Origin of the sequence: Heliomarina baculiformis (assembly GCF_019966545.1) — a bacterium.
GTDB lineage: Bacteria > Pseudomonadota > Alphaproteobacteria > Rhodobacterales > Rhodobacteraceae > Heliomarina > Heliomarina baculiformis.
This window is the reverse complement of sequence record NZ_JAIMIC010000005.1, coordinates 265,915-290,125: the sequence shown is the minus strand read 5'-3', so window position 1 is coordinate 290,125 and position 24,211 is coordinate 265,915. Positions and strand designations below refer to the sequence as shown.

Here is a 24,211-nt window from a genome sequence, read left to right as displayed (position 1 = left end):
ACGATGCGCACCCAGGCCGCCCCGAACGTTCTGTTGCGTCTGCCTCTATTCCTGCTGATCTGGGGAATCGCAGCCATTGCAATGTTCATCCCTGCCTCGCACGCGGTCGTGATGGACAATCATCCCGCATCGCGATCCTTCTTCTACGCGGGGCTACTTGGTCTGATTGCAGTCACTTTGATCGGTCTGGCCGTAGGCGGGAAAGAATCCCGTCACAGCCCGATTAGCCAGTTGTTGTCCTTGCTTGCGACTTTTGTACTGCTCCCGATCTATCTGGCAGTTCCGATGCATGATGCCCTCGGAACGGTAAGCTTCCTCGACGCCTACATGGACATGGTCAGTGCGCTGACGACGACGGGCGCGGAAATGTTCAACAGCCCCTTTGACCGTCTACCGTTTTCCGTTCATCTCTGGCGTGCCGAAGTCGGCTGGCTCGGAGGGCTACTTATGTGGATCGCGGCATCGGCGATCCTTGCTCCGCTCAGCCTTGGCGGATTCGAAGTGACTGCCCAAGGGGAGCCCGGCCGAGGTATCGGCCAGCGCGAGGTTTTGAGAGCAGAGCCCCGGCAACGTCTCGTAAGGGTGACACTGACCCTCGCCCCGATTTACGCTGGTTTGACGGCAGCCATATGGATTTTGTTGCTCACCTTGGGGGAAAGGTCACTGCCAGCCCTGTGTCACGCAATGTCCATAATGGCGACATCGGGTATTTCGCCGGTCGGTGGCATGGAAGGTGCACAGGCTGGCATCGCGGGCGAAATGATCCTTTTTCTGTTCATGTTCTTTGCTCTGTCGCGATTGACCTTTTCGGCTGATACGGTGCTTCGAGGATATGCCCGTCTGGACCGTGACCCGGAATTTCGTGTAGGCATGTTGATCGTGTTGGTCGTGCCGGTTCTGCTGTTTCTGCGTCACTGGTGGGGGGCGTTCGACAGCAACGCGGGGGAAGATACGGTCTCGGCTCTTGCCGCGTTCTGGGGCGCAATGTTCACCGTCATGAGTTACCTCACGACTACAGGGTTTGAATCGGCGAACTGGGAAGGTGCAAGAGCGTGGTCCGGACTTCCAACCCCGGGCTTGATTCTCATGGGGCTGGCCTTGGTCGGTGGCGGTGTCGCGACGACAGCTGGCGGCGTCAAACTGCTTAGAGTTTATGCACTCTATCTCAACGGTCTTCGCGAAATGGAACGTCTCGTTCACCCTCATTCAATCAGTCGCGAAAGGGGAAGCAGCAAGCGCATCCAGAAGGACGGCGCCTTCATTGCGTGGATTTTCTTCATGCTCTTTGCTTTGTCCTTCTCACTGATTCTCGTGATTTTGGCGGGGCTCGGGGTCGAATTTGAACAGGCTTTGGTGCTCAGCATCGCAACGCTTTCGACCACAGGTCCCTTGATTCAAAGTGCATCAGACGTGCCGATCAGCCTTATCAACTTGAATAACGGTGCAAAAGGCGTGCTTTGTGCGGCGATGGTCCTAGGTCGATTGGAAACGCTGGCAATCGTGGCGCTCCTGACCCCGGATTTGTGGCGCCGCTGAGCGCGACTTCGTAAGCAACTGACTTTTTGGGTGGAAACTCCCTTCGGCACCCTTCATAATTGAGCGAACGACGGGCGGGCCGATACGCAGCGCGCGATAAGAACAAGGGCGAGATTAACTTAATGGCTTCGGACAGACAGAACCTTCAGGATGCATTTCTGAACCACGTTCGCAAAACCAAGGTGCCAGTGACGATTTTTCTGATCAATGGCGTAAAACTTCAGGGGGTTATCACTTGGTTTGACAACTTCTGTGTCCTGCTGCGCCGGGATGGACAGTCGCAACTCGTCTATAAACATGCGATTTCAACCATCATGCCGGCCCAGCCGATCAGTCTTTACGAGGGCGAAGACGCCTCTTGATGGAGCATGATCGTGTCAGTACCCGTGCGTGGGTATTGCACCCGGATATAAAGTCCGATCCCGATCGCAGAGAGGCTCAACCTGCTCTCGACGAAGCCGTAGGTTTGGCCGTTGCACTTCCCGATCTCGAAGTTATCGGCAGCGAAGTTGTGCCTTTGCCAAAGGCGCACGCTGGTCTGCTGTTCGGTTCCGGAAAGATTGAAGAGCTGCGCCTGCGGTTCAGTGAAAACGAGATTGAACTGGTTCTAATCGACGGACCCGTCACGCCAGTCCAACAGCGCAATCTTGAGCGAAAGTGGAAGGTGAAAATTCTTGATCGCACAGGATTGATCCTTGAGATTTTTTCCGATCGAGCAAGAACACGTGAAGGCGTTCTGCAAGTTGAAATGGCGGCGCTCAGCTATCAACGAACGCGGCTGGTGCGAGCGTGGACGCACCTCGAACGTCAGCGTGGTGGGCTGGGGTTTGTCGGCGGACCGGGGGAAACTCAGATCGAAGCTGACCGTCGTGCCATCGATACTCAGATGGTGCGCCTGAAGAGACAACTGGACAAAGTCGTAAAGACACGCAGTCTACACCGGGCAGCGCGTGCAAAGGTGCCATACCCGATTGTTGCGCTGGTCGGTTACACAAACGCCGGAAAGTCGACGCTTTTCAATCACTTGACCGGCGCCAGTGTCATGGCCAAGGACATGCTTTTCGCAACGCTTGATCCGACGATGCGTAGGGTCGTGCTATCGAATGGCCTTGAAGTCATTTTGTCGGACACGGTTGGGTTTATCTCCGATCTGCCGACGGAACTGGTCGCGGCCTTCCGGGCGACGCTCGAAGAAGTCCTCGGCGCTGATCTCATCGTACATGTACGCGATATTGCGCATCCGGGCAGCGAAGAGCAGGCAAGGGACGTTCTGTCCATCTTGTCCACTCTTGGCGTCAGTTCTGAGCGGCCTTTGCTCGAGGTGTGGAACAAGATCGATCAGTTTGACGGCGATGAAAGAGACGCTTTGAGAGCGCGCGCCGCACGTGATGAAAAAATCTTTGCTGTTTCGGCGCTGACCGGGGAAGGCATCTCCGACCTTCTGGATCAGATCGCCGATCAGTTACAGAACGCCAGAACCGAAACTGTGTTGCATCTCAACTTTGAGGATGGACGTCGCCGGGCGTGGCTGTTTGAGCAAGACGTGGTTCAAGAAGAATCACAGACCGAGAACGGGTTCGAAATTCGGGTTCTGTGGTCGGATGTGCAAAAGGCCAGATACGACGCTCTTTGATCGGCGTTGGTTAAAACGATCTGCCTTACTGGCGGAGCAATGCCTCAAAGCCCAGCCATGAGAAACCGAGAGAAAAAGCTTTAAAAAGCGGTGCATCTTTGGAGCACAAAACTCTGCGTCGCTGCTGATCTTATCTGCTCATCGCGCCTGACTTAGCGGACGCAATTTGGTGTCCAAACATTTACGCATGGTCAGCAATAGCTTCGCCCCGGGCCATGATCGGAGCTTAGGCGACGCTTTGTCATGGTAACTAAGCTCAACGCAGATGTCCGTTCTCTAAACGCGTATCGTGGCCATAGAAATGTCTCACTGCTCAATGTCATCCTTGTACCGTGAGACGTTATCCAGCTCGACACCGTTCAGGTGGATCGACAGGAACGGCGCTTCTGAACTGAAGCGGCAGCCTTAGTCCTTGCTCAGAAAGGCGGCGAAGCCTTTGCAATATTCGACATACGGTTCGCATCCAACGCCGGGAGTAACGCGGATTTTCGCATGCTCGATGCTCAGGGAGGTTCCTCTGTCGCCAAAACGCTGGGTGATCTGGCTTGCCTCTTGGACCTGCCAATCGAAAACCTAGAGGAGACTATAGTTGCTATTCCAACATCAGGTCAGAACGTGGGCAGTCGGGACTTCTCTACCAAATGGCTTAAGCCTTTGTAATAGGGAACCCGGCTTACGGCCATTCTTCTCCTCACTCGGGAAGGGTTGCGCATCAAAGCCAAAGGCAGAGTGTTCCACAAAGACGGAATGCTCTTCGACAATCTATTTGCCTAGGGCGGTCCAGCCGTCAGCGTATCTTGAGCTGACGCCTCAGGATAGCTTACCGACCACGGGTTTCTGAGCACATACGCTCTCGGTTACGCCGCAGTGGCAAGTATAGGCGCTTGCACCTTGTTCTCTCTCCTGCCAGTTTTCGCCGGAAGTTTCATTCGTTGGGAAGTAACCTTTCATGTCCAAGCTGATCTATGTCCTGAACGGCCCGAACCTCAACCTGTTGGGTAAACGTCAGCCCGAAATCTATGGGACTGAAACGCTTGCTGACGTCGAACAGAATTGCAAAAGTCTTTTAGCGGATAATTACGAGATTTTCATCGGGCAGTCGAACCACGAAGGCCAGCTTATCGATTGGATACATGAGGCCAGGGACAAGGCCTGCGGTATCGTTATCAACCCGGCTGCGTTTACCCATACCTCCGTGGCAATTCTCGACGCGTTAAACGCGTTCGAAGGCCCGGTGATCGAGGTCCACATTTCTAATGTTCATAAGCGTGAAAGTTTCCGGCATCATTCCTACGTGTCGCTTCGCGCCGATGGTGTGATTGCCGGATTGGGGACCGAGGGCTACGAGGCAGCCCTGCGCAGGATCATTAGTTTAACAAGATCGTAACTCGGCCGCACTCATCCCGGCGCAAACGGACTTGCCTGGCAAGACAACCCTTGCCGAACAATTCAGCAAGTCGCCGTCTTAGGCGCCCCAGCTGCGAACGGTACCACAGTCCATGTGGACAAAGTTGGACCGCGAATAACGGCCAACCCCGCCAGCCCGACAGGCCAGAGCGGCTTTTGCCATTTGGTTCACCGAACGCGACGCAAGACGCAGATCAGCGGCCTGACCTTTCATGTGGAGAGAATTTTTCGCAACGCCGCGCGACCGCGACCGCAACATGGCGTTCGTCTGGGGACTGCGGTAGCCCGACAGCAACATGTAGGGTTCGTTCACATCGAGAAGATTATGCGCTGCTGCGATGATGTCCACGGTCCGCAGGTCCATTCCGACGGTCTGATCGTTGCGCCAGTCACGCATGAAGTGGTTGATTTCGCGGCATGCATCTTTGATGTAGTCGCCGTCGATCCAGTACACCATATCCATACGTTCACCGGTGCGGCCCGAATACATCCGAACCCGGCGAATATCGCCGCCGCCACGAAGGAATCCCGCCGCTTTGGAGTAGGTTGGTGCTGCTACTAGAGTGGTTGCCGCGAACGCGCCGAGCAAGGCACGTCGGGTCAACCCCGATTGGTTTTCCTCAGTCATTTTACTGCTATGTCCCGTACGTTAGTCTGCCTGTGCACGATGTTACGTGCCTGTTTAAGTCATCCACCCCAGATGATGAGTGATTTATTGCACAGGTGTTCTTATCCGCCAACTCCGGAATAACGCGAAGTTTATACAGAGATGGTTTTCGGCGAATTCTTGCCCATGCCGCCTTTTGTTTGGAACCTGTTGGATAAATGATGCACTGCTGCACCGCCGGACCGAGATTTTAATGACCTGTTGAGAATGTGAATAGACAATTACCGGATGCTTTTGTCCTGTCATGTGCGGGAAACGATGCTAATTGAGACCTACAAGATATTGAGGACTATGAGAATGATCACTACTTGCCCTGCTAAATCATGTGGCGGCTTCGCGGTTCTTGCCGGTGCGGTCGCACTGTCGCTTGGTTTGCTGGTATCGCCCGTTAATGCTCAAGTTACAGCGTTCAAGCAGGCGGTAGCAGAAGCAGCTTATGATCAGTCCACGATCGCAAGTTTCTACCGTGAAGCGAATTATGCGCCGCTTTGGACTGGCGAGGGTGATGTCTTTGTTGAGCGTCGATCGGCTCTTTTCCAAGCGCTGACCAGCGTAGAAAACCATGGTCTGCCAGCCAGTCGCTACGACGTTGCGGGGCTTGTGCAGCAGATGAAAGATGCCCGAACCACCCGCGACATCGGTCTCGTCGAAGTGGCGTTGACCAACATGTTCCTTAAGTATGCGCGCGATGTTCAGACAGGCATTCTTGTTCCGTCGCGGATCGACAGCGGCATCGTGCGCCAAGTTCAGTACCGGGATCCCAAAACTCTGCTCGCGACCTTCTCCAATACGCAGCCCCGCGCCTTTTTGAATTCGCTGCCCCCCTCGACTGCAGAATACCGCAACCTTATGAAAGCGAAGATCCAGCTTGAAAGTGTGATCGCGGAAGGGTCCTGGGGTGCTAAGGTTTCCGCCGGCAAACTCGAACCCGGCGATCGTGGTCCTCAGGTCGTGGCCCTCCGCAATCGGCTGATTGCCATGGGGTATATGGAGCGCACCGCTTCAATGTCCTACGATGCCAAGCTTCAGCAAGCTGTCATCGTCTTTCAGTCAGCGCATGGACTTGCAGAAGACGGGGTGGCCGGTGCCGGAACCCTTGATGAAATCAATACCTCTGCCGAAGCACGTCTTCAGTCGGTCCTTGTCGCTCTGGAGCGTGAACGATGGACCAACATGGAACGTGGCGAGCGTCATGTACTGGTCAACCTCACCGACTTCTCAGCAAAAATCGTCGACCAAGGCGAAGTTGTGTTCAAAACAAAATCCGTAATCGGGCAGAATTCGAGCGATCGTCGCAGCCCGGAGTTTTCGGATGTGATGGAGCACATGATCGTCAACCCAAGCTGGCACGTCCCGCGGTCGATAATGACCAAGGAATACCTGCCTCAACTGCAGAAGAACCCGAACGCTGCTAGGCATCTCATTATCACCGACCGGCGCGGTCAGCGCGTCAATCGCGAAGCGATGGACTTCACCCAGTTCACAGCACGCAACTTCCCGTTTGATATGCGGCAGCCGCCGAGCAACAGCAACGCACTGGGGCTCGTGAAGTTTATGTTTCCCAATAGGTACAACATCTATCTCCATGATACGCCTCAGAAAAGCCTGTTCAAGCGCGAGACACGCGCGTTCTCTCATGGCTGTATCCGCCTAGCCGATCCGTTCGATTTCGCCTATGCTCTTCTGTCGCTTCAGGAAGACGACCCAAGAGGCTATTTTCAAAACGTTCTTCGCTCAGGAACCGAAACCAAAATCAATCTGGAAAAGCCTCTTCCGGTTCATTTGATCTATAGAACGGCAGTCATCTCCGACAAAGGTCGTGTGGAGTTTCGTCGGGATGTCTATGGGCGGGACGCGCGGATATGGGACGCGCTGAGCGAGGCGGGGGTAGCCTTGTCTTCTGTTCAGGGATAATGAACGGACCTGATTGCATCTGCAAAAAGGTCCGCAAATGTACACGGTCCAAGAAATCGCAGCGTCGCTCGGGGTTAATGCCGCAGGCGACGTCTCCCTCAAGGTAAAAGGCGCCGCAGAACCGGCTCTCGCAACCACCGATGACCTCGCTATGGCGATGTCTCCCGCATATGCGGAGCAGTTGAGTAAAGGTAGCGCTCGCGCGGCGGTGCTGTGGGAAGGGGCGGATTGGCAAGGACTTGGTCTAGACGCCGCCATCTTGGTCAGTCGACCGCGAATGGCGATGGCAGGGATCACGCGGATGCTGGATCCGGGACAGGGATTTCCGCCGGGTATTCATCCGACCGCCGTCGTAGATGAAACTGCTGAACTGGGCCGCGACGTAAACGTAGGTGCTTTCACGGTCATCGGTCCGCGGGTCGTCATCGGTGATGGCTCGGTTATTGGCCCTCAGTGCTTTATCGGGGCTGACACCAAGCTGGGGCGGAACGCTTTTCTTCGGGAAATGGTCAGCATCGGAGCGCGGGCCCAGATCGGCTCGGATTTCATCGCGCAACCGGGCGTCCGGATTGGCGGGGACGGTTTTTCATTTGTTACCCCCGAAATCTCTGGCGTCGAAAACGCTCGCAAATCACTTGGCGATCAAGGTGACGCACAACCCCAAGCTTGGCAGCGAATCCACTCACTAGGATCCGTAACCATTGGTGACAATGTCGAAATCGGGTCGAACTCGACTGTTGACAACGGGACGGTCCGAAACACAGAGATCGGTTCAGGCACCAAGCTCGATAGCCTTGTTCAGGTGGGGCACAATGTTCGTATAGGCCGCGACTGTCTGCTCTGTGCACAAGCGGGCGTCGCCGGTTCGGTGATCATCGGCGACAACGTCGTTCTTGGGGGCCAGAGCGGCGTCGCGGATAATATCACAGTGGGCGACAGAGTCGTTGCGGCTGGTGGAACCAAGCTCTTGTCCAACGTACCTGCCGGACGTGTGATGATGGGTTACCCAGCCGTAAAAATGGAAAGCTTTACAGAGCTTTACAAGGCACAGCGACGGCTGCCGCGGTTTCTTTCCGACCTTGCGGAACTTAAAAAGGCGGTTTTCAAAAGCGAGTCGAGCAAGTAAGTCAGCTAGGGATACATCAAGCCAGGAGCTCTCTTATGAGTATTCAGGATAGAGTCATCGAGATCATTGCGGAACAAGCCGTACTGGAACCCTCCGACGTTACGCCCGACAGTACACTCGAAGATCTTGGTATCGATAGTCTTGGTCTGGTCGAATGCATTTTCGCGATCGAGGAAGAATTCGATATTTCGGTTCCCTTCAACGCGAATGAACCGACAAAAAGCGATTTCGATATTTCCAACGTGAAATCCATCGTCAATGGCATCAAAGAATTGATGGTCGAAAAGACGTGACCCAAGGCGAAATGATCCCATGAAACGCGTGGTCATAACTGGCGCGGGTACGATCAATGCGCTTGGTCATTCCGTAGCCGAAACCATGCAGGCTATGAAAGACGGTCATTGCGGGATCGGGCCGTTGGATTTCAGAGACGTTGATCGCCTGTCGATCAAGATCGGCGGGCAGGTTATCGGGTTTGAGACCGAAGGGCTATTCAATCGCCAGCAGATGGCCCTTTATGACCGTTTCACGCAGTTTACGCTGATGGCAGCGAAAGAGGCCATTGATCAGGCTGGCATTGTCTTTTCTGGCGAACTTGCGGCCAGATCCGGGGTCGTTCTTGGGACTGCAGGTGGCGGCGTCAGCACCTGGGACGATAATTATCGTAGCGTTTACGAAGACGGCAAGAACAGGGTTCACCCATTTGTCGTACCGAAACTGATGAACAACGCAGCGGCAAGCCATGTATCGATGGAGTACAACCTGAAGGGGCCAAGCTTTACCGTGTCGACCGCCTGTGCGTCTTCAAACCATGCCATGGCCCAGGCTTTTACGATGGTGCAGTCAGGCATGGCACCCGCAATGGTTACGGGTGGTTCGGAATCCATGCTTTGCTTTGGTGGCGTCAAAGCTTGGGAAGGTCTTCGCGTCATGTCCAAAGACGCATGCAGGCCTTTCAGCCTCGGGCGCAACGGCATGGTGCAGGGCGAGGGCGCTGGCATCTTCGTCTTCGAGGAGTTTGAGCACGCCAAGAAACGTGGTGCGGAAATCCTGTGCGAAGTGATCGGATACGCGATGTCATCCGATGCTTCCGACATTGTCATGCCATCCAAGCAAGGGGCGGAACGTGCGATTGCCGGGGCCCTGCGCAACGCAAAGCTCAACTCCGACGAAGTGGGCTATATCAATGCCCACGGCACTGGTACCGCTGCGAATGACAAGACGGAATGTGCTGCGGTTGCGGGCGTTTTTGGGCCTCACGCTGACCGTCTGATGATCTCGTCGACCAAATCCATGCATGGCCATCTGATCGGCGGCACCGGTGCCGTCGAACTGCTGGCCTGCATCATGGCTGTCCGCGATGGCGTCATTGCGCCAACTATTGGGTACGAAGAGCCCGATCCCGAATGTGCGCTGGATGTCGTTCCGAACGAAGCGCGAGACGCAGACGTTTCCGTGGCCCTCAGCAATGCTTTCGCGTTTGGCGGTCTGAACGCCGTATTGGCAATTCGCAGGATATAAAAAATGGGCGCGCCGTTCGGCGCGCCCATTCGTGTCTACGATCCAGGGCGTTTACTGGGAAACCACGTCTACCGCATCATAACCGGCGGTAAAGCCTTTCAGAGACATTTCCAGTTCGACCACCTGATCCGGTGCAGGCGCCGGGCGCAGCGAAATTTTCGCGGTGCTGCCACGGCGGAACGCATCGACATCGGCCTGAGTCAGGCCGATTTGCGCAACGCACCCGATCGGATTGCAGAAGGAATAGTTGTACCGCTTACCCGGGTTGCTATCGACGGCAATGGTCAGCTGCGCCGGGAGCAGGGTTTCCAGCGGTACGATGACTGTCGCACCGGCGACGGCTTGCGACCCATTGCTGATCCGAAAAAGTGAAAACTCGGCCACTGGATTGCCGTTGTCATCTTCGAGGATCTGCAAGAGCGAACAGGGGTCCTTGTCCGCTTCGATTTTGATGCAGGCGAGCTCGAAGTCGTCGAAAGTCTCCTTTGAATAGCGCTGGCCCAGCTCGGGTTCGCCGGTCACCGTTTGCCCAAGGTCAAGCTGAGCTTCGCCAGACGTGGCGGGGCTTGTTCCGGTTTCGGATTGGGCTGGCTCTTCTTGCGCTTGCTCTGTCGGTGTCGTGGTCGTTTCACTCTGTTGCGCCCAAAGCGGCGTCGCGACGAGCGCCGTCATGGTAACAAGGGTGAGAGAAGAGAGATTTTTGAACATGGTGAACCTGTGTTTAAACTGCCTGACTGCCATTAGCATGTCTTCGCGCCACTGTCAGGGCCATAGGTCGCGCAAATGCCGCATTTCGGCTCTAGACTGGCGGGAGGTTCTAGGCTGACCCTCAAAAGAAATAAGGAGACCCGAAAGGATCTCCTTACTATTTGTGCTCCCCGTCGGACTGGCCGACTTAGTTATTGTCGGAACGTTACGAGAAGGCTTTGTTCCGGTCAACAGCCCAAGCTAAAAAACTATGTGATGCAGGGCCGTGTTACGATCACATGGCCCCATATGCTAAAAACCGGGCTTATGTCTTCCCAAAGGGGCTTTATGCCTTCTCCTGACAATCGCTCCGTGTGCTAACTCAAACAATTTCCGCTATCGCCCTAAGGAGTTAACTCTGTATGTTCCTGTGAAACGTGACGCGCATCAGAGACGGTGACTACCAATGGCAGAACAGATTTTCGTGGGCGGCGGCGGGATCGACTACGCCGAGCATCAAGGATTGGCGCTCAAATACGCCAACCGCCACGGGCTCGTGGCCGGGGCGACAGGAACTGGCAAGACGGTCACTTTGCAAATTCTGGCGGAAGGCTTCAGTGCCAAAGGAGTTCCCGTATTCCTCTCAGATGTAAAGGGGGACCTGTCCGGTCTCTCCAAGCCAGGATCCGCCGAAAGCAAGCTACACAAAGCTTTCATCAAACGAGCCGAAACGATTGGCTTTCAGGAATTTGGCTACAACGCCGTGCCGGTCACGTTCTGGGACCTCTATGGAGAAATGGGACATCCAGTCAGAACGACTGTCGCTGAAATGGGGCCTTTGTTGCTGGCCCGGCTGCTCGATCTGACCGAGGCGCAGGAGGGTATTCTGAACATCGCGTTCCGGGTGGCCGACGAAGACGGCCTGCCGCTGCTCGATCTTAAGGACCTTCAGGCGCTTCTGGTCTGGATCGGAGAAAACCGGGACAAACTTTCGCTGCGTTATGGGAATGTCTCCGTTTCGTCGATTGGCGCCATTCAACGTCGCCTGCTCGTGCTCGAAAACCAGGGCGGCACGAAACTCTTCGGCGAACCGGCTCTTGAACTGTCCGACCTTATGCGCTGCGACGCGTCGGGCAGGGGGATCGTAAATATCCTCGCCGCTGACAAACTGATGGCCGCCCCGGGCCTCTATGCCACCTTTCTCCTTTGGCTACTAAGCGAATTGTTCGAGGAATTGCCCGAAGTCGGCGACCCGGACAAACCCAAGCTGGTCTTTTTCTTCGACGAAGCGCACCTGTTGTTCGATGGAGCCCCAAAGGCGCTCGTCGACAAGGTGGAGCAGGTTGCCCGCCTGATCCGCTCCAAAGGCGTCGGAGTTTATTTCGTCACTCAAAGTCCTGCCGATATTCCGGAGGATATTCTTGGCCAACTTGGAAACCGCATTCAGCACGCCCTCCGGGCTTTCACGGCGCGCGACCAAAAGAACCTTCGCCTCGCAGCGGAAACCTATCGGTCAAATCCACGCTTCTCCACCGAGCAAGCTATTCGCGAAGTTGGTGTCGGCGAAGCCGTAACATCCATGCTCATGGACAAGGGCGTTCCCGGAATAGTCGAACGCACTTTGATCCGGCCACCGGGGTCTCAACTCGGTCCGATCAGCGACAGGGAACGCCGCGAAATACTTGCCGCTTCGGACATGGCGGGCAAATACGACACAACGCTCGACCGTCGGTCAGCTTTTGAAATGCTGGCTGCTCGCTCGGAAAAAGCGGCACAAGCCGCCGAGGAAGCCGAGCAGAAGGCAGAACAGGCCGAGCCCGCCGTCCGCGAATACAACGCCGGTCGCCGGTATAGCGGCACGCGAGTGACGCGATCCACGTCGCGCCGCAGCGGTGGGGATACCTTCGGATCCGCGATGACCGAGGCCGTCATCAAGGAACTCAAAGGGTCAACCGGTCGACGGATCGTACGTGGGATACTGGGTGGCTTGTTCAGGGGCCGTTAAGGGACATTAACGTCACGCCAGAAACTGGCCGGATCGTATGGAAGCTGCCCGACATAACCCTGAAACCGCTCGACAAGGTTGACGTTGTAATCTGAAAATATCTCGGCCGGTAGTTGGCCACCGGCGACGTTGCGCATCAGTTTCCCCTCCGGCGGTCCAACCCAGACCGCGGTGACGATTCCTTGGTCGGTGAAGCCGACAAACCACGCGTCGCGATTTTCCTGGCTCGTGCCTGTCTTGCCATAAGCCCGTCCGCCTTCGAACTGTGCGGTATCACCCGTCGCGCCGTCCGCCGTAACACCGGCCAAAAGCTGTTTCATCCGTTCTGCGGTGACCAGTGTCATCACGCGTTCGGGGGCCGTTGAATCGCGGTAAAGCACCTTGCCATACTGCCCCAACACCGCGCGTAGCACATGTGGTTCGTAGTGCTCTCCGCCATTGGACACTGCAAGATAAGCACCTGCGTTTCGGGCAAGGGTCGTTTCGGCAGCGCCCAGAACAATTGCCGATCCCGGCATCCGCGTTTGTGTAATCCCGATCCGCTCTGCCACCTCTGCCACGGCGTCGAACCCGACTTGTTCGGCAAGCCACATGGTGCAGACATTCCGGCTCTGGCTAATGCAATCACGCAATGGGATGTCCCCGACATAGCGCCGGTCCACGTTTCGGGGAACGAAATTAGCCTCGATGTCATCCGGGTTGTCTTTCAGCGTCGCATCGGGCCCCCAGCCAGATTCTATCGCGGCCACGTAAGTCGCGATCTTGGCTGTCGACGCGGCCTGACGCTCTGCCTGCAAAGCGAGGTTCCAGTTCGAGGCGCGGTAATCAAGCCCGCCGAGCATCGCCAGAACGCGACCTTTGCTGTCGACGGAAATCAGCCCGGCACGGGCGACTCCCTGATTGCGATAACCTTGTATATCCCGGGCAACCACACGCCGCGCCTGCTCCTGCGCAATTGGATCGATTGTCGTGATCGCGAAATGGAGCCCGTCGGGCAGAGACTCTGCAAGGTCGCGCAACTCTCGCATGACCTGATCTTCCAGATACCGGTCGCGACGGGGCAAACGCCCGATAGATCGGGGCAGGGCGGCGGCAAGTTTCACCGCCTCGGCATTATCGACAAAGCCTTCGGTCTCCATGCGCCGCAGGACGAGTTCGGCGCGTTGGGTCGAGGACTTCGGATTGTTGATAGGGTTATACAAGCTCGGTGCATTGATCATGCCGACAAGTATAGCCGCCTGGGCGACGTTCAGCCGTTCGGGCGCTATGTTGAAATAGGCATAGGCCGCGTCTCGCAACCCAAATATCGGCACTCCGTTCAACCGTCCGAAGTTCACCCGACTCAGGTAAAGGCGCAATATATCCTTTTTCTTGTAAGAAAGACTGATCCGGGTTGCGAAGAACAATTCGGCGTACTTACGCAGCGCACTGGGGGATGCCCCGTTCAGCGTGTTCTTCGCCAACTGCATCTCAAGCGTCGAACCACCCCGATTGCCGCCACTAAGCACGGCTTTACCGAAGCTTAGGAAATCGATGCCGAAATGTTGATAGAACCTGCGGTCTTCGGTTGCGATCAGGGCGTTGGCGACGCTGTCGGGTACTTCGTCAGGACGCAAGGTCGATCCGCAAATGCAAGAAATGAACTGCAATTGATCATCGGTCTTGCGGAAATTCACCAGCGGCTGCGTCAGAGCGGCTTTGAATACGCGTTTTTCCACGGGGAAGAGCACGAACAACCACCCGAGGATCAAAGCAAATACGACCGTCGCGATACCAACCCGGAAAAGCCGCTTCAGGCTTCGCCAGAAACCTGAGCGCCGTTCTTCCGGGGTAATCGACTGGATCGGACTTTCAGGCTCAGAAGACAATAAACAACTCTGACTGGACGGGCGACATCCTCCTGATTGACGTGTTTCCCGCGTAAATGTCAAACGGGTGCCGCGCCCGGCACTGATCCCCTATTTTTCGGGGATCAGTCCTCTTGGGCTAAATCGTAGGACCAGCAACAGAACCAGTCCCATCGTAAACAGCCGCATATGCGCTGCGCTCCCCATCAGGTGAGACTTGAGCGCAGAGCCTTCCGCCATTCCCGAAGTGATGGTCTGCATCAGGTAGACACCGATCGGTTCGACTTCTACCCACAGAAACCAGATCAGGAAACCGCCGAGTACGGCGCCAAAGTTGTTGCCCGATCCACCGACGATCACCATGACCCAGACCAGAAAGGTAAAGCGGAGCGGTTGGTATGTGCCGGGCGTTAGCTGCCCGTCCAGCGTTGTCAGCATGGCACCGGCAAGCCCGCAGACGGCACTGCCAAGCACAAAGATTTGCAGATGCCTACGGGTCACGTCCTTGCCCATTGCTTCGGCCGCGACTTCGTTGTCGCGGATAGCCCGCATCATACGGCCCCAAGGGCTCTTCAGAGCCATCTGCGCCATCCACAGGATAACCAGCAGGACGACAAGAAACAGCCCGGCGTAGGCCAGTTTGACGTAAAGCGTCGATGCTTCGACCGGGTCCAGCCCCCAATTGGCCGCGCTGGATACAAAGTCAGGATCGTTTTGCAGATCGATCTCGTAAGGCACGGGCCGTGGAATGCCGACCACGTTCTTCACACCCCGGCTCAGCCAATCCTCGTTCTTCAGCACGGCGATGATGATCTCGGCGATGCCCAGCGTCGCAATTGCAAGGTAATCTGACCGCAGGCCAAGCGCCGTCTTGCCAATAAGCCAGGCGACACCTCCGGCCAGTAAACCGCCAATGGGCCAAGAGAGGATAACAGGAAGCCCTAACCCGCCGAGGTAGCCGGACAGGGCAGGGTTCACGCTCTCAACGGCATCGACGCCCGGGTCCAGAACGCCACGAAAAATGAAAAATCCCCCGACAAGGATCGCAATTATGCCCACCGCCCGCAGCGGACCCTTCTTGACGCGGGAATAGACAAGGACCGCGCCAATGATCGTGGCAGCCCCAAGTGCGAGCCCGAGGAGCACACGCACCCCGCCGGCCTGCCAGGCATCCGGGTCAGGGGGCATGGAAACGAGAACAGCCGCCAGCCCGCCAAGCGCAACGAAACCCATCACGCCGACATTGAAAAGGCCGGCAAAGCCCCATTGCAGATTGACACCAATTGCCATGATGGCAGACACCAGACCCATGTTGAGGATCAGCAGCGCGGTGTTCCAGCTTTGCATGAAACCGGCAATGGCGATCAGCACGGCGACCACCAGGAAAAGCAGGGTGTTCTTGACGGGTTCGCTCATACCGATTTCCCCTTGAACAGGCCGGTTGGTTTGAAAAGCAGCACGATCAACAAGATGACAAAGGACACGGCGAACTTGTAATCGGTGCTCAGAAGCTGCACCAAACCGTCCGGTTCCAGCCCTTCGGGCATCAGGTAACCAAGTACCTTTTTCCAAGCATAGGTGATCGTGACTTCTGAAAAGGCGATCACAAAACCGCCGGCGATCGCCCCCACCGGGCTGCCGAGGCCGCCGACGATGGCAGCGGCAAAGATCGGCAAGAGAAGCTGGAAATAGGTGAACGGTTTGAATGACTTGTCCAGCCCATAAAGCACCCCTGCCACGGTCGTCAGGGCAGCGATGATCAGCCATGTATAGGTTACCACCCGTTCTGGATTGATCCCAGACAGCAGCGCAAGATCTTCGTTGTCTGAATAGGCCCGCATCGATTTCCCGGTCCGCGTCTTGTTAAGAAACCAGAAAAGCGCGACGACCACCACGACAGCGGTAATGACGGTGATCCCCTGCGACGTGCGCAAGGCCAGCCCTTCGTCCAGCCCTGACCATGCCTTGAAATCCCGGGCCGAAATGATGAACCGTTCTCCATCGGCAAAGTTCTGATCGTCAGGACCGATGATGAAACGCACGATCCCGTTCATGATGAACATCACGCCAAGGGAAACAATGACAAGGATCACCGGTTTCGCTTTTTGCTGCCTGTAGAACCGATAGACGACCCGGTCAGTCACCACCAGCAACACCATGGTCCCCAGGATCCCGAAAGGCAGCGCCAAAAGCGCTGTTGGCAGGACGCCAAAACTGATCCCCTGCGCCTGCATCCACCATGTCACAAGGATGGTGACCATGGCGCCAAAGGCCATCGTATCCCCATGGGCAAAATTTGAGAACCGGAGAATACCGTAGATCAGAGTCACCCCCAGCGCCCCAAGCGCCAGCTGACTTCCATAGGCGATACCGGGGATCAACACGTAGTTGGAAAGGGCGACGAACGCGTTCAGAAAATCCATGTCAGCACCCGTTTCCCTTGATCAACCGATCTTTTTCATGCGATTCCAATACGGGCTTCGCCACAGCGTGAACGATCTCGATTTTCATATCCGTATCACCCGCCCAGAAAACTTTTACGGACTTCCGGATCATCCAGCAGATCGCGGCCCGTACCGCTATAGGCATTGCGCCCCTGCACCAGGACAAATCCCTTGTCCGCGATCTCCAGCGCCTGACGCGCGTTCTGTTCGACCATCAGAATGGGAATACCGGTTCGCGCAACCTCGATGATCCTGTCAAAAAGCTCATCCATCACGATGGGGCTGACACCGGCGGTCGGTTCATCCAGCATCAAAACCTTCGGCTTCGTCATCAAAGCACGCCCGACGGCGACCTGCTGTCGCTGCCCACCCGATAGTTCCCCGGCCGGTTGGCGACGTTTCTCCTTGAGGATCGGGAAAAGATCATACACCTGCGCCATCGTCTCGCGAAAATCGTCGCGGCGTATGAATGCGCCCATCTCGAGGTTCTCCTCGACCGTCATCGAGGTGAATATATTGTTGGTCTGCGGCACGAACCCCATGCCCTGAACCACACGATCTTGCGGGCTGAGATCGCTAATATCCTGCCCGTCCAGCCGGACCGATCCCTTGCGCAGATCAAGCATGCCGAACACGGCTTTCATCGCCGTCGATTTCCCCGCGCCATTAGGCCCGACAATCACGGCAATCTCGCCTTGATTCACGGCGATAGTACAGTCGTGAAGAATATCGGGGCCCTTGCCATACCCGCCGGTCATCGCATCGCCGATCAGAAAGGCACCTCCGGTTTCAGACGGGCGGGCCTTACCGCTCTTACGATGCACGATTTCACCCCCGCCCTGCGGGTTGGCGATAGAGCGGTCCTTGTTTCCACGATCGTCCTGATAAGGATTACCGGCCACCGGCATACCCCCTTTTCCTTTTGCCGAAAATACTCCGGGGGGAGGTCATCGCCTCGGCGATGGCCCGGGGGGCTGGCCCCCCGTCTGCCGAGGCAAAATCTGCGCACACGCGATAGATGGTTTCCCGCTTCATCACGCGCCAACCTTGTTCTTGTTCTTCAGTCCGGTTCCCAGATAGGCTTCGATGACCTGCTCATTCGCCTTGATCTCATCCAGGGTGCCCTCTGCCAGCACCCGGCCTTCTGCCATGCAGATCACCGGATCGCAAAGACGTCCGATAAAATCCATATCATGTTCGATGACGACAAAGGTGTATCCGCGTTCATTGTTCAGTCGCAGAATTGCGTCGCCAATGGTATTGAGCAGCGTCCGGTTCACACCTGCGCCAACTTCGTCGAGAAAGACGATCCGCGCGTCGACCATCATCGTGCGTCCCAATTCCAGCAGTTTTTTCTGACCACCGGAAATCTGGCCGGCTTTCTGCTCGGCGAGGTGTTCGATTGTCAGGAACTCCAGTACCTCATCCGCTTTAGCCGCCAGCGCGCGTTCTTCATTTGCAATGCGCTTGCGCCCGAACCAGGTGTTCCAAAGCGACTCTCCCGACTGTCCTCCGGGCACCATCATGAGGTTCTCGCGACAGCTCATCGACGAAAATTCATGCGCAATCTGGAAGGTGCGCAACAGACCCATGTGGAATAAATCGTGCGGCGGCAGGCCGGTGATGTCTTCACCCCCCATCGTCACCTTGCCCGATGTCGGCGTCAGCACGCCTGCAATCACGTTGAAGAGGGTGGTTTTCCCGGCCCCGTTCGGACCGATCAGCCCAGTGATCGAGCCTTCCGCGATGGTCAGCGAGGCACCGTCGACCGCGTGAAAGCCCCCAAAATGCTTGTGCACGTCTTCTACGACGATCATTGGACCCCCCGAACCGCTTTGCCGCGGTCCCGTTGTTAGCGAACCGCTCTCTGGCGGTTCTTTTGTTAATTGGGTAACCCGGCCGAAGCCGGCCGGGCGCCAGTGTCACGTCACTTGATCAGCGGAATTTCACGGTAGTGTTCTCGCCACCCTGAACTTCGATCTCGCGATAGCTGCCCGCGCTCTCGCCCGGTCCAATCAGTTCGACAGCCGATGCACCGACGTAATCAACGTCACCGCCCTCTGCGATGATCTTAAGACCCTTGGCGAGATCGCCGGGATAGATTTTCTCGCCGGGCGCGTTTGCGACTTCCATGATCTTCGGACCATACTCTGCCGGATCGGTCGAACCTGCCGCCTGCATGGCGAACATGAACAGGGCCGCAGCGTCGTAGCTTTCCGGTGTATAGGGCGAGGTCGCGTCGAAATCATCGCCCGCCATGGATTTCAGCTTTTCGATCCCTTCGCCGCCCGAACCGGCAATCTGGCCGAATGAGCCATCAAGATCAGAACCAACGTTCTTGGGCAGGCTGTCACCGATCATACCGCCGGGCAGGCCAAATGTATCAAATGCACCCGAGTCGAGCGACGAGCGGATGATGCCCAGACCGCCCTGATCGAGGTAGCCGGCAACCACAAGGATGTCTCCCCCAGCCGAGGCAAGCGCGCCGACTTCAGCCGAGTAGTCAGCCTTGCCGTCTTCATGCGCGGTGACGATTGTTACTTCGCCGCCAGCCTTTTTGAACTCGCTCTCGATCGCGTCGGCCAGACCCTTGCCATAGTCGTTGTTGGTATAGGTAAGCGCGATGGACTCGATGCCGCGATCCATGAGGATTTCGGCCATGACCTGACCTTCACGCGCATCCGAGGGGGCCGTGCGGAAGAACAGATCGTTGTCTTCGACGGTCGACAGGCCCGGAGACGTTGCCGAAGGTGAGATCATGACCATGCCGTTCGGAATGGCCACGTTCTGCAGAACGGCGCCGGTCACACCGGAGCAGTCCGCACCGATCAGGGCGCTGATACCGTCGGCCAGCAGACGTTCGGCGTTGGACGTTGCCAGACCGTTGTCGATACAACCGGAATCAGCCCGCATCGGTGTGACCGTCGAACCGTCCATAAAGGCGCCGCTGTCGGAAACTTCCTTCATCGCAAGTTCGGCACCCTTGGCCATCGGTTCTGCCAGCGATTCAATCGGACCGGTAAAGCCGACCAGAATGCCGATCTTCACGTCTTCAGCGTATACGCCGCTCGCCGTCAGAATCGAGGCAGCGCTCGCCAAAAGCAGCTTTTTCATATTTAACTCCCTTGTTGGAACATGATGTTCACGAAAGACCCTAGGCAAGGCGAAATAAAAAGAAAAGTCTCTTGGCGCAGCGTCATCCGAAACGATTTGTTCCGGGATGCATGACCTTGCAAATGCGGATCAAAACAGCAATTAGCGCCACGATATTCTCAGATCGACAAGCGGGCCGCGTGGCTGCCACGTTCGCGGTAAGGCGTTGTATCGTAATGCGCACGGTAGCATTTGGAGAAATGCGACGGCGATGCAAAGCCACAGGCAAGCGCCACGTTGATCACACTCATATCCGTCTGCATCAACAAGTTGCGTGCCTTCTGTAGCCGTAACTCCATGTAATAGCGTTTGGGTGAGCGGTTCAGATAGCGTCGGAACAGCCGCTCAAGCTGACGTGTCGACATGCCGACTTCCTTGGCCAGCAGGGATGGGCTGATCGGTTCCTCGATATTGGCTTCCATCATCTGGATGACCTGGCTCAGTTTCGGATGGCGCACACCGATCCGCGTCGGCACCGAAAGACGCTGGGTATCCTGATCGGTCCGTATCGAGGAATAAATCAACTGATCGGCAACGGCATTGGCGAGATCCTCGCCGTGTTCGTCCGCAATAAGTTTTAGCATTAAGTCGATCGAAGATGTGCCGCCTGCCGTGGTCATCCGGTTGCCATCGATGACAAATACCGACTTGGTCAGGTTCACCTCGTCGAACTCCTCGGCAAAGCTGTCGGCGTTCTCCCAGTGAATCGTGGCCCGTTTCGAATCCAGCAAACCCGCCTTAGCAAGCGAAAAGGCGGCTGTGCACAGCCCGCCGACCATGCTGCCACGGCGCGACTCGCGCCGAATCCACCCAAGCAGACGTTTGGTTGTGGCGGCTTGAATATCCATACCACCGCACAGCAGGATCACCGCATCGCGTGTTAGATCGCCAAGATCGCCATCGACGTTGAACTCTGTATTCGACGAACTTTTGACCGGTCCGCCGGTCTCGCTTAAAAGCGTCCAGGTATAAAGCGGCTTGTCGGCCATCCTGTTGGCAATACGCAAACTTTCAATCGCTGAGGCAAAGCTCAGCATGGAAAATTTCTCCAGCAGCACGAATACAAACTGGCGGGGTTCGGTGTTCTCTGAGAGCACCTCGACAACTTGACGTTGTTCTTGCATGGCGCGGGTCCTTTGTTCGCTAGCGTCCGCTTGCCCAACAGCGACGAAACATCACAATGGGCAGAGCATAAAGCCAACGTCAAGAGGACGAAATTCATATATGGCCACCGGAGGTGTGGTTTTGTATATAGCCCGCCTAAGGATTGAGATGGGAGACCCGGATCATGGGCGATTGGCATAAAACGAACTGGCGCGCGAAACCGCGGGTACAGATGCCCGATTATACCGACGCGGCCGCGCTGTCCGCAACCGAGACCCAGCTTTCTAAATATCCACCGCTGGTCTTTGCCGGTGAAGCACGCCGTCTCAAGGCGCAGCTTGGCGAAGCTGCCAAAGGCAACGCATTTCTATTGCAGGGCGGCGATTGCGCCGAAAGCTTTGAACAATTCAGCGCGGACGGCATCCGCGACACGTTCAAGGTCATGCTGCAGATGGCAATGGTACTGACATACGGAGCCAAGGTGCCGGTGATCAAGCTCGGCCGCATGGCAGGCCAGTTCGCCAAACCGCGCAGCGCGCCGACTGAACAGGTGGATGGCGTCGAACTTCCAAGCTATCGCGGCGACATCATCAACGATCTCGCATTCACGGCAGAGAGCCGGATTCCCGATCCGCGCCGGATGCTGCAGGCCTATACCCAGGCTGCGGCGACCCTGAATCTCTTGCGCGCTTTTTCGACCGGTGGTTATGCCGACGTTCATCAGGTCCATTCCTGGACGCTTGGCTTTACCGAAGGGCGCAAGGCTGAGCGCTATCGCGAGATGGCGAACCGCATCACCGACACGCTCGATTTCATGAAAGCCGCTGGCGTCAATCAGGATACGGCGCACACCCTGCAATCGGTGGACTTCTACACCAGCCACGAAGGTCTGCTGCTGGAATACGAAGAGGCGCTGACCCGGCTCGATTCTACCTCTGGCAACTGGCTTGCAGGTTCGGGCCATATGCTCTGGATCGGTGACCGCACCCGTCAGCCTGACGGCGCACACGTGGAATTTCTGCGCGGCGTGTTGAACCCCATCGGTCTCAAATGCGGCCCGAGCATGACCAGCGAAGACCTCAAGCTGCTCCTCGCCAAGCTGAACCCTAACAACGAAGCGGGCCGTCTGACGCTGATTTCCCGCTTTGGTGCCGGGAAGGTTTCCGAGCATCTTCCGCGTCTGATCAAGACCGTGAAAGAAGTCGGAGCGAATGTTGTCTGGGTCTGCGACCCGATGCACGGCAACACGGTCAAATCGTCAAGCGGCTATAAGACGCGGCCGTTCGAATCCGTTCTGAGCGAAGTGCGAGAGTTCTTTTCTGTTCATGCCAGCGAAAACACCGTTCCGGGTGGGGTGCATTTTGAAATGACCGGTCAGGACGTGACCGAATGCACCGGCGGGGTCCATGCGGTTACCGACGAAAACCTTCAGGATCGCTATCACACGGCCTGCGATCCACGCCTGAATGCAAGCCAGTCGCTTGAGCTGGCATTCCTTGTGGCGGAAGAGCTGACAAATCTTCGCAACAGCCGGCTCAAGCAAGCCGTAGGCTGATCAGACAAAGGCGCGGAACGCTGGTTTCGCGCCTTTTCTCATTCACTCACCAACCGAAAACGTGACAGTCGTTTCGCTCTGTCGCTTCTTGGAATCACTTACCGTGAAACGCATCGCGTGCTGGCCAACCGGCAAAAGCGCGCCCGGCACGCTAACTCTCGAACCTTCAATATCGCCCTGCTTCAGCATCTTACGCGTGACATCCAGCCAGTTGTCACCAAGCCGATAGGCGATCCGGAATGTCGCCATGTCCACTGGTGCAGCGTCGCGCGGTGTAATGTCGATCTCAAAATTCAAAGGCGAGTTCAGCCGGTATCCAACAGGCGCTTTTACATCGATGTACGGACCTTCTTCAGTGACCATCTCCAGGTCACGCAACTTGTTTTGCGGCACCTCGAGATACAATTTTATCTGGTCATCAGTCAGCAGAGAGAATTCGCTGTAGTCGATCTTTGGGTAAAAGATGCCAACCATCACGCTGGTCAAGGCGACCAACGCAAGAATCCACAGCATTGCTATTTGCTTGGACATGCGACGATGATTCCAAATTCCTCCATCGTTGACAGGTTAACAGCTAGCGCCGCTGTGACGACTCTTTATTGACGTAACGTAAAGCTACACGTCACTTGTGATGTGTTTGTTTGGTTCTGCTGTCCGTCTTGACCAAACGCAGATAGGGAATCCGGCCTTTCATCGGCTCGGCAGGTTCGTTGAAACCGGGATTGGGTTTGGGCTCTGACCCGTTCCCATAGGAGTTTGAATTTTTCGCTGACAAATTGTCTTTTGAAACAGACGTGGCGGCTGGCTCGATGCCCGATGGCTCAACATGCGAAACCGCGCGAAAATTCGTGCCTGTTACGTCAAAGCGGATCGTATCCGAAACGTCGGTGGCATCGGAGACCATAACGCCAAGCGCGCGGCTGACGTCGCCGTAATCACTCATCAATGGCAAAAGGATCATCTGCGCGGAAAAAGTCGGCCCGCCAAAGCGATCTTCGCTGTGCAGCGTCAGATCGACGATAGACGGTGTATCGAAAACCTGCTCAAGCGCGGCGCCGACATTCGGACGGGAACGCGATGTGAACAGTGCCGACATGGGCATGCCGCGCACCTCCATCCCGATCAATTGTGTCAAATGTTGGCCGGCTAGTCGGAACCGCGCAATGCCCGGCGCGATTCTTTCGATGATAAACGCATATTCCAGCAGGTTCTCAAGGCCACGCGGATCGATCTGCGTCCGTCTCGGGATGCTGTTTCCGTCCCGAAGCGCCGTCCAATAAGCTTCGGCCTGGCGCAGGGCAGGCGCGCTTTTTACGCTCCGAAACCGTTGGAAGTTAATCACTTTGTCAGAGTTGCTCCGCTTTGCATTCTGGTCGGAAATCACAGGCCTCATCTCCAGGGACGGAGGTGTGGGTGCCACCTGAGAGGTCTGAGAGCACAACACACCGATTAATAATGAAGTAATAGTTACTAGAACCTTAACATGCCACACATATGCTACATTTTGGACATATTCCTTGCCGCTTGGTTAACAGACCGTGCTCTGGACCCGGGGCTCAAGAGCCGGTCTTCGGGGTTGTGCAAGAGGGCCCTATGGCTTTAGGTCACGGAA

21 protein-coding genes are annotated in these 24,211 nt (G+C 56.3%); 10 read left to right on the top strand and 11 right to left on the bottom strand.

What is annotated here, in order from left to right:
* The first annotated feature begins 3 nt into the window (after positions 1-3).
* From MF268_RS13470 to aroQ, 4 genes are all read left to right on the top strand, one after another.
* On the top strand, positions 4-1,536 hold the full coding sequence (locus MF268_RS13470) for a TrkH family potassium uptake protein (protein WP_238371379.1): 1,533 nt from the start codon (positions 4-6) through the stop codon (positions 1,534-1,536).
* 122 nt (positions 1,537-1,658) lie between these two features.
* Positions 1,659-1,898 (top strand): RNA chaperone Hfq, encoded by a 240-nt coding sequence (hfq, locus tag MF268_RS13465; protein ID WP_008204623.1) that lies wholly within the window; start codon positions 1,659-1,661, stop codon positions 1,896-1,898.
* Positions 1,898-3,169: a GTPase HflX gene (gene hflX, locus MF268_RS13460; RefSeq protein WP_238371378.1), complete on the top strand. Its 1,272-nt coding sequence runs from the start codon at positions 1,898-1,900 to the stop codon at positions 3,167-3,169. The genes hfq and hflX overlap by 1 nt, the downstream gene beginning before the upstream one ends.
* 949 nt (positions 3,170-4,118) lie before the next feature.
* Entirely contained in the window at positions 4,119-4,556 is a 438-nt protein-coding gene (aroQ, locus tag MF268_RS13455; RefSeq protein WP_238371377.1) for a type II 3-dehydroquinate dehydratase, read from the top strand.
* 78 nt (positions 4,557-4,634) lie between these two features.
* Here the strand turns inward: aroQ and mepK are convergent, their stop codons facing one another.
* Positions 4,635-5,204, bottom strand: coding sequence for a peptidoglycan L,D-endopeptidase MepK (gene mepK / locus MF268_RS13450; RefSeq protein WP_238371376.1), 570 nt, complete (start codon positions 5,202-5,204; stop codon positions 4,635-4,637).
* 330 nt (positions 5,205-5,534) lie between these two features.
* On the opposite strand from mepK, the gene MF268_RS13445 reads away from it, so the two are divergent.
* The 4 genes from MF268_RS13445 to MF268_RS13430 are packed head-to-tail and all read left to right on the top strand — an operon-like array spanning position 5,535 to position 9,804.
* Positions 5,535-7,157: a L,D-transpeptidase family protein gene (locus MF268_RS13445; protein WP_420485436.1), complete on the top strand. Its 1,623-nt coding sequence runs from the start codon at positions 5,535-5,537 to the stop codon at positions 7,155-7,157.
* A gap of 37 nt (positions 7,158-7,194) precedes the next feature.
* A complete protein-coding gene (lpxD, locus tag MF268_RS13440; RefSeq protein ID WP_238371551.1) occupies positions 7,195-8,283 on the top strand; it encodes a UDP-3-O-(3-hydroxymyristoyl)glucosamine N-acyltransferase in 1,089 nt (362 codons plus the stop codon).
* A 35-nt stretch (positions 8,284-8,318) separates the two neighbouring features.
* Entirely contained in the window at positions 8,319-8,576 is a 258-nt protein-coding gene (locus tag MF268_RS13435) for an acyl carrier protein (protein ID WP_238371374.1), read from the top strand.
* 19 nt (positions 8,577-8,595) lie between these two features.
* Entirely contained in the window at positions 8,596-9,804 is a 1,209-nt protein-coding gene (locus tag MF268_RS13430; protein WP_238371373.1) for a beta-ketoacyl-[acyl-carrier-protein] synthase family protein, read from the top strand.
* A 51-nt stretch (positions 9,805-9,855) separates the two neighbouring features.
* Here the strand turns inward: MF268_RS13430 and MF268_RS13425 are convergent, their stop codons facing one another.
* Complete coding sequence (locus tag MF268_RS13425) at positions 9,856-10,512, bottom strand: invasion associated locus B family protein (protein ID WP_238371372.1); 657 nt, start codon at positions 10,510-10,512, stop codon at positions 9,856-9,858.
* A 445-nt stretch (positions 10,513-10,957) separates the two neighbouring features.
* Between MF268_RS13425 and MF268_RS13420 the strand changes: the two genes are divergently transcribed.
* Positions 10,958-12,496 carry a helicase HerA-like domain-containing protein gene (locus MF268_RS13420; RefSeq protein ID WP_238371371.1) on the top strand — a complete coding sequence of 513 codons (1,539 nt, stop codon included), beginning with the start codon at positions 10,958-10,960 and terminating at the stop codon, positions 12,494-12,496.
* Here the strand turns inward: MF268_RS13420 and MF268_RS13415 are convergent.
* The 7 genes from MF268_RS13415 to MF268_RS13385 form a co-directional block, all read right to left on the bottom strand.
* Positions 12,493-14,364 (bottom strand): transglycosylase domain-containing protein, encoded by a 1,872-nt coding sequence (locus tag MF268_RS13415; protein ID WP_238371370.1) that lies wholly within the window; start codon positions 14,362-14,364, stop codon positions 12,493-12,495. The genes MF268_RS13420 and MF268_RS13415 overlap by 4 nt on opposite strands.
* 90 nt (positions 14,365-14,454) lie before the next feature.
* Entirely contained in the window at positions 14,455-15,759 is a 1,305-nt protein-coding gene (locus tag MF268_RS13410; protein ID WP_238371369.1) for a branched-chain amino acid ABC transporter permease, read from the bottom strand.
* A complete protein-coding gene (locus MF268_RS13405; protein WP_238371368.1) occupies positions 15,756-16,766 on the bottom strand; it encodes a branched-chain amino acid ABC transporter permease in 1,011 nt (336 codons plus the stop codon). Before MF268_RS13405 ends, MF268_RS13410 begins: the two co-directional genes overlap by 4 nt.
* 95 nt (positions 16,767-16,861) lie before the next feature.
* Positions 16,862-17,689: an ABC transporter ATP-binding protein gene (locus MF268_RS13400; RefSeq protein WP_238371550.1), complete on the bottom strand. Its 828-nt coding sequence runs from the start codon at positions 17,687-17,689 to the stop codon at positions 16,862-16,864.
* 132 nt (positions 17,690-17,821) lie between these two features.
* Positions 17,822-18,604 (bottom strand): ABC transporter ATP-binding protein, encoded by a 783-nt coding sequence (locus tag MF268_RS13395; protein ID WP_238371367.1) that lies wholly within the window; start codon positions 18,602-18,604, stop codon positions 17,822-17,824.
* Between the two features lie 118 nt (positions 18,605-18,722).
* Complete coding sequence (locus tag MF268_RS13390) at positions 18,723-19,901, bottom strand: ABC transporter substrate-binding protein (RefSeq protein WP_238371366.1); 1,179 nt, start codon at positions 19,899-19,901, stop codon at positions 18,723-18,725.
* 158 nt (positions 19,902-20,059) lie between these two features.
* On the bottom strand, positions 20,060-21,064 hold the full coding sequence (locus tag MF268_RS13385) for a GlxA family transcriptional regulator (RefSeq protein ID WP_238371365.1): 1,005 nt from the start codon (positions 21,062-21,064) through the stop codon (positions 20,060-20,062).
* A 164-nt stretch (positions 21,065-21,228) separates the two neighbouring features.
* Between MF268_RS13385 and MF268_RS13380 the strand changes: the two genes are divergently transcribed.
* Complete coding sequence (locus MF268_RS13380; RefSeq protein WP_238371364.1) at positions 21,229-22,599, top strand: class II 3-deoxy-7-phosphoheptulonate synthase; 1,371 nt, start codon at positions 21,229-21,231, stop codon at positions 22,597-22,599.
* Between the two features lie 42 nt (positions 22,600-22,641).
* Here MF268_RS13380 and MF268_RS13375 read toward each other — a convergent pair whose 3' ends face one another.
* Entirely contained in the window at positions 22,642-23,112 is a 471-nt protein-coding gene (locus MF268_RS13375; RefSeq protein WP_238371363.1) for a hypothetical protein, read from the bottom strand.
* 109 nt (positions 23,113-23,221) lie between these two features.
* On the bottom strand, positions 23,222-24,091 hold the full coding sequence (locus tag MF268_RS13370) for a PAS domain-containing protein (RefSeq protein ID WP_238371362.1): 870 nt from the start codon (positions 24,089-24,091) through the stop codon (positions 23,222-23,224).
* Positions 24,092-24,211: the final 120 nt, after the last annotated feature.

What these genes read in the sequence shown, in the direction of transcription:
- MF268_RS13470 (WP_238371379.1), top strand. Translation starts at nt 4, where the DNA reads ATGCGCACCCAGGCCGCCCCGAACGTTCTGTTGCGTCTGCCTCTATTC.
- hfq (WP_008204623.1), top strand. Translation starts at nt 1,659, where the DNA reads ATGGCTTCGGACAGACAGAACCTTCAGGATGCATTTCTGAACCACGTT.
- hflX (WP_238371378.1), top strand. Translation starts at nt 1,898, where the DNA reads ATGGAGCATGATCGTGTCAGTACCCGTGCGTGGGTATTGCACCCGGAT.
- aroQ (WP_238371377.1), top strand. Translation starts at nt 4,119, where the DNA reads ATGTCCAAGCTGATCTATGTCCTGAACGGCCCGAACCTCAACCTGTTG.
- mepK (WP_238371376.1), bottom strand. Translation starts at nt 5,204, where the DNA reads ATGACTGAGGAAAACCAATCGGGGTTGACCCGACGTGCCTTGCTCGGC.
- MF268_RS13445 (WP_420485436.1), top strand. Translation starts at nt 5,535, where the DNA reads ATGAGAATGATCACTACTTGCCCTGCTAAATCATGTGGCGGCTTCGCG.
- lpxD (WP_238371551.1), top strand. Translation starts at nt 7,195, where the DNA reads ATGTACACGGTCCAAGAAATCGCAGCGTCGCTCGGGGTTAATGCCGCA.
- MF268_RS13435 (WP_238371374.1), top strand. Translation starts at nt 8,319, where the DNA reads ATGAGTATTCAGGATAGAGTCATCGAGATCATTGCGGAACAAGCCGTA.
- MF268_RS13430 (WP_238371373.1), top strand. Translation starts at nt 8,596, where the DNA reads ATGAAACGCGTGGTCATAACTGGCGCGGGTACGATCAATGCGCTTGGT.
- MF268_RS13425 (WP_238371372.1), bottom strand. Translation starts at nt 10,512, where the DNA reads ATGTTCAAAAATCTCTCTTCTCTCACCCTTGTTACCATGACGGCGCTC.
- MF268_RS13420 (WP_238371371.1), top strand. Translation starts at nt 10,958, where the DNA reads ATGGCAGAACAGATTTTCGTGGGCGGCGGCGGGATCGACTACGCCGAG.
- MF268_RS13410 (WP_238371369.1), bottom strand. Translation starts at nt 15,759, where the DNA reads ATGAGCGAACCCGTCAAGAACACCCTGCTTTTCCTGGTGGTCGCCGTG.
- MF268_RS13405 (WP_238371368.1), bottom strand. Translation starts at nt 16,766, where the DNA reads ATGGATTTTCTGAACGCGTTCGTCGCCCTTTCCAACTACGTGTTGATC.
- MF268_RS13395 (WP_238371367.1), bottom strand. Translation starts at nt 18,604, where the DNA reads ATGATCGTCGTAGAAGACGTGCACAAGCATTTTGGGGGCTTTCACGCG.
- MF268_RS13390 (WP_238371366.1), bottom strand. Translation starts at nt 19,901, where the DNA reads ATGAAAAAGCTGCTTTTGGCGAGCGCTGCCTCGATTCTGACGGCGAGC.
- MF268_RS13385 (WP_238371365.1), bottom strand. Translation starts at nt 21,064, where the DNA reads ATGCAAGAACAACGTCAAGTTGTCGAGGTGCTCTCAGAGAACACCGAA.
- MF268_RS13380 (WP_238371364.1), top strand. Translation starts at nt 21,229, where the DNA reads ATGGGCGATTGGCATAAAACGAACTGGCGCGCGAAACCGCGGGTACAG.
- MF268_RS13375 (WP_238371363.1), bottom strand. Translation starts at nt 23,112, where the DNA reads ATGCTGTGGATTCTTGCGTTGGTCGCCTTGACCAGCGTGATGGTTGGC.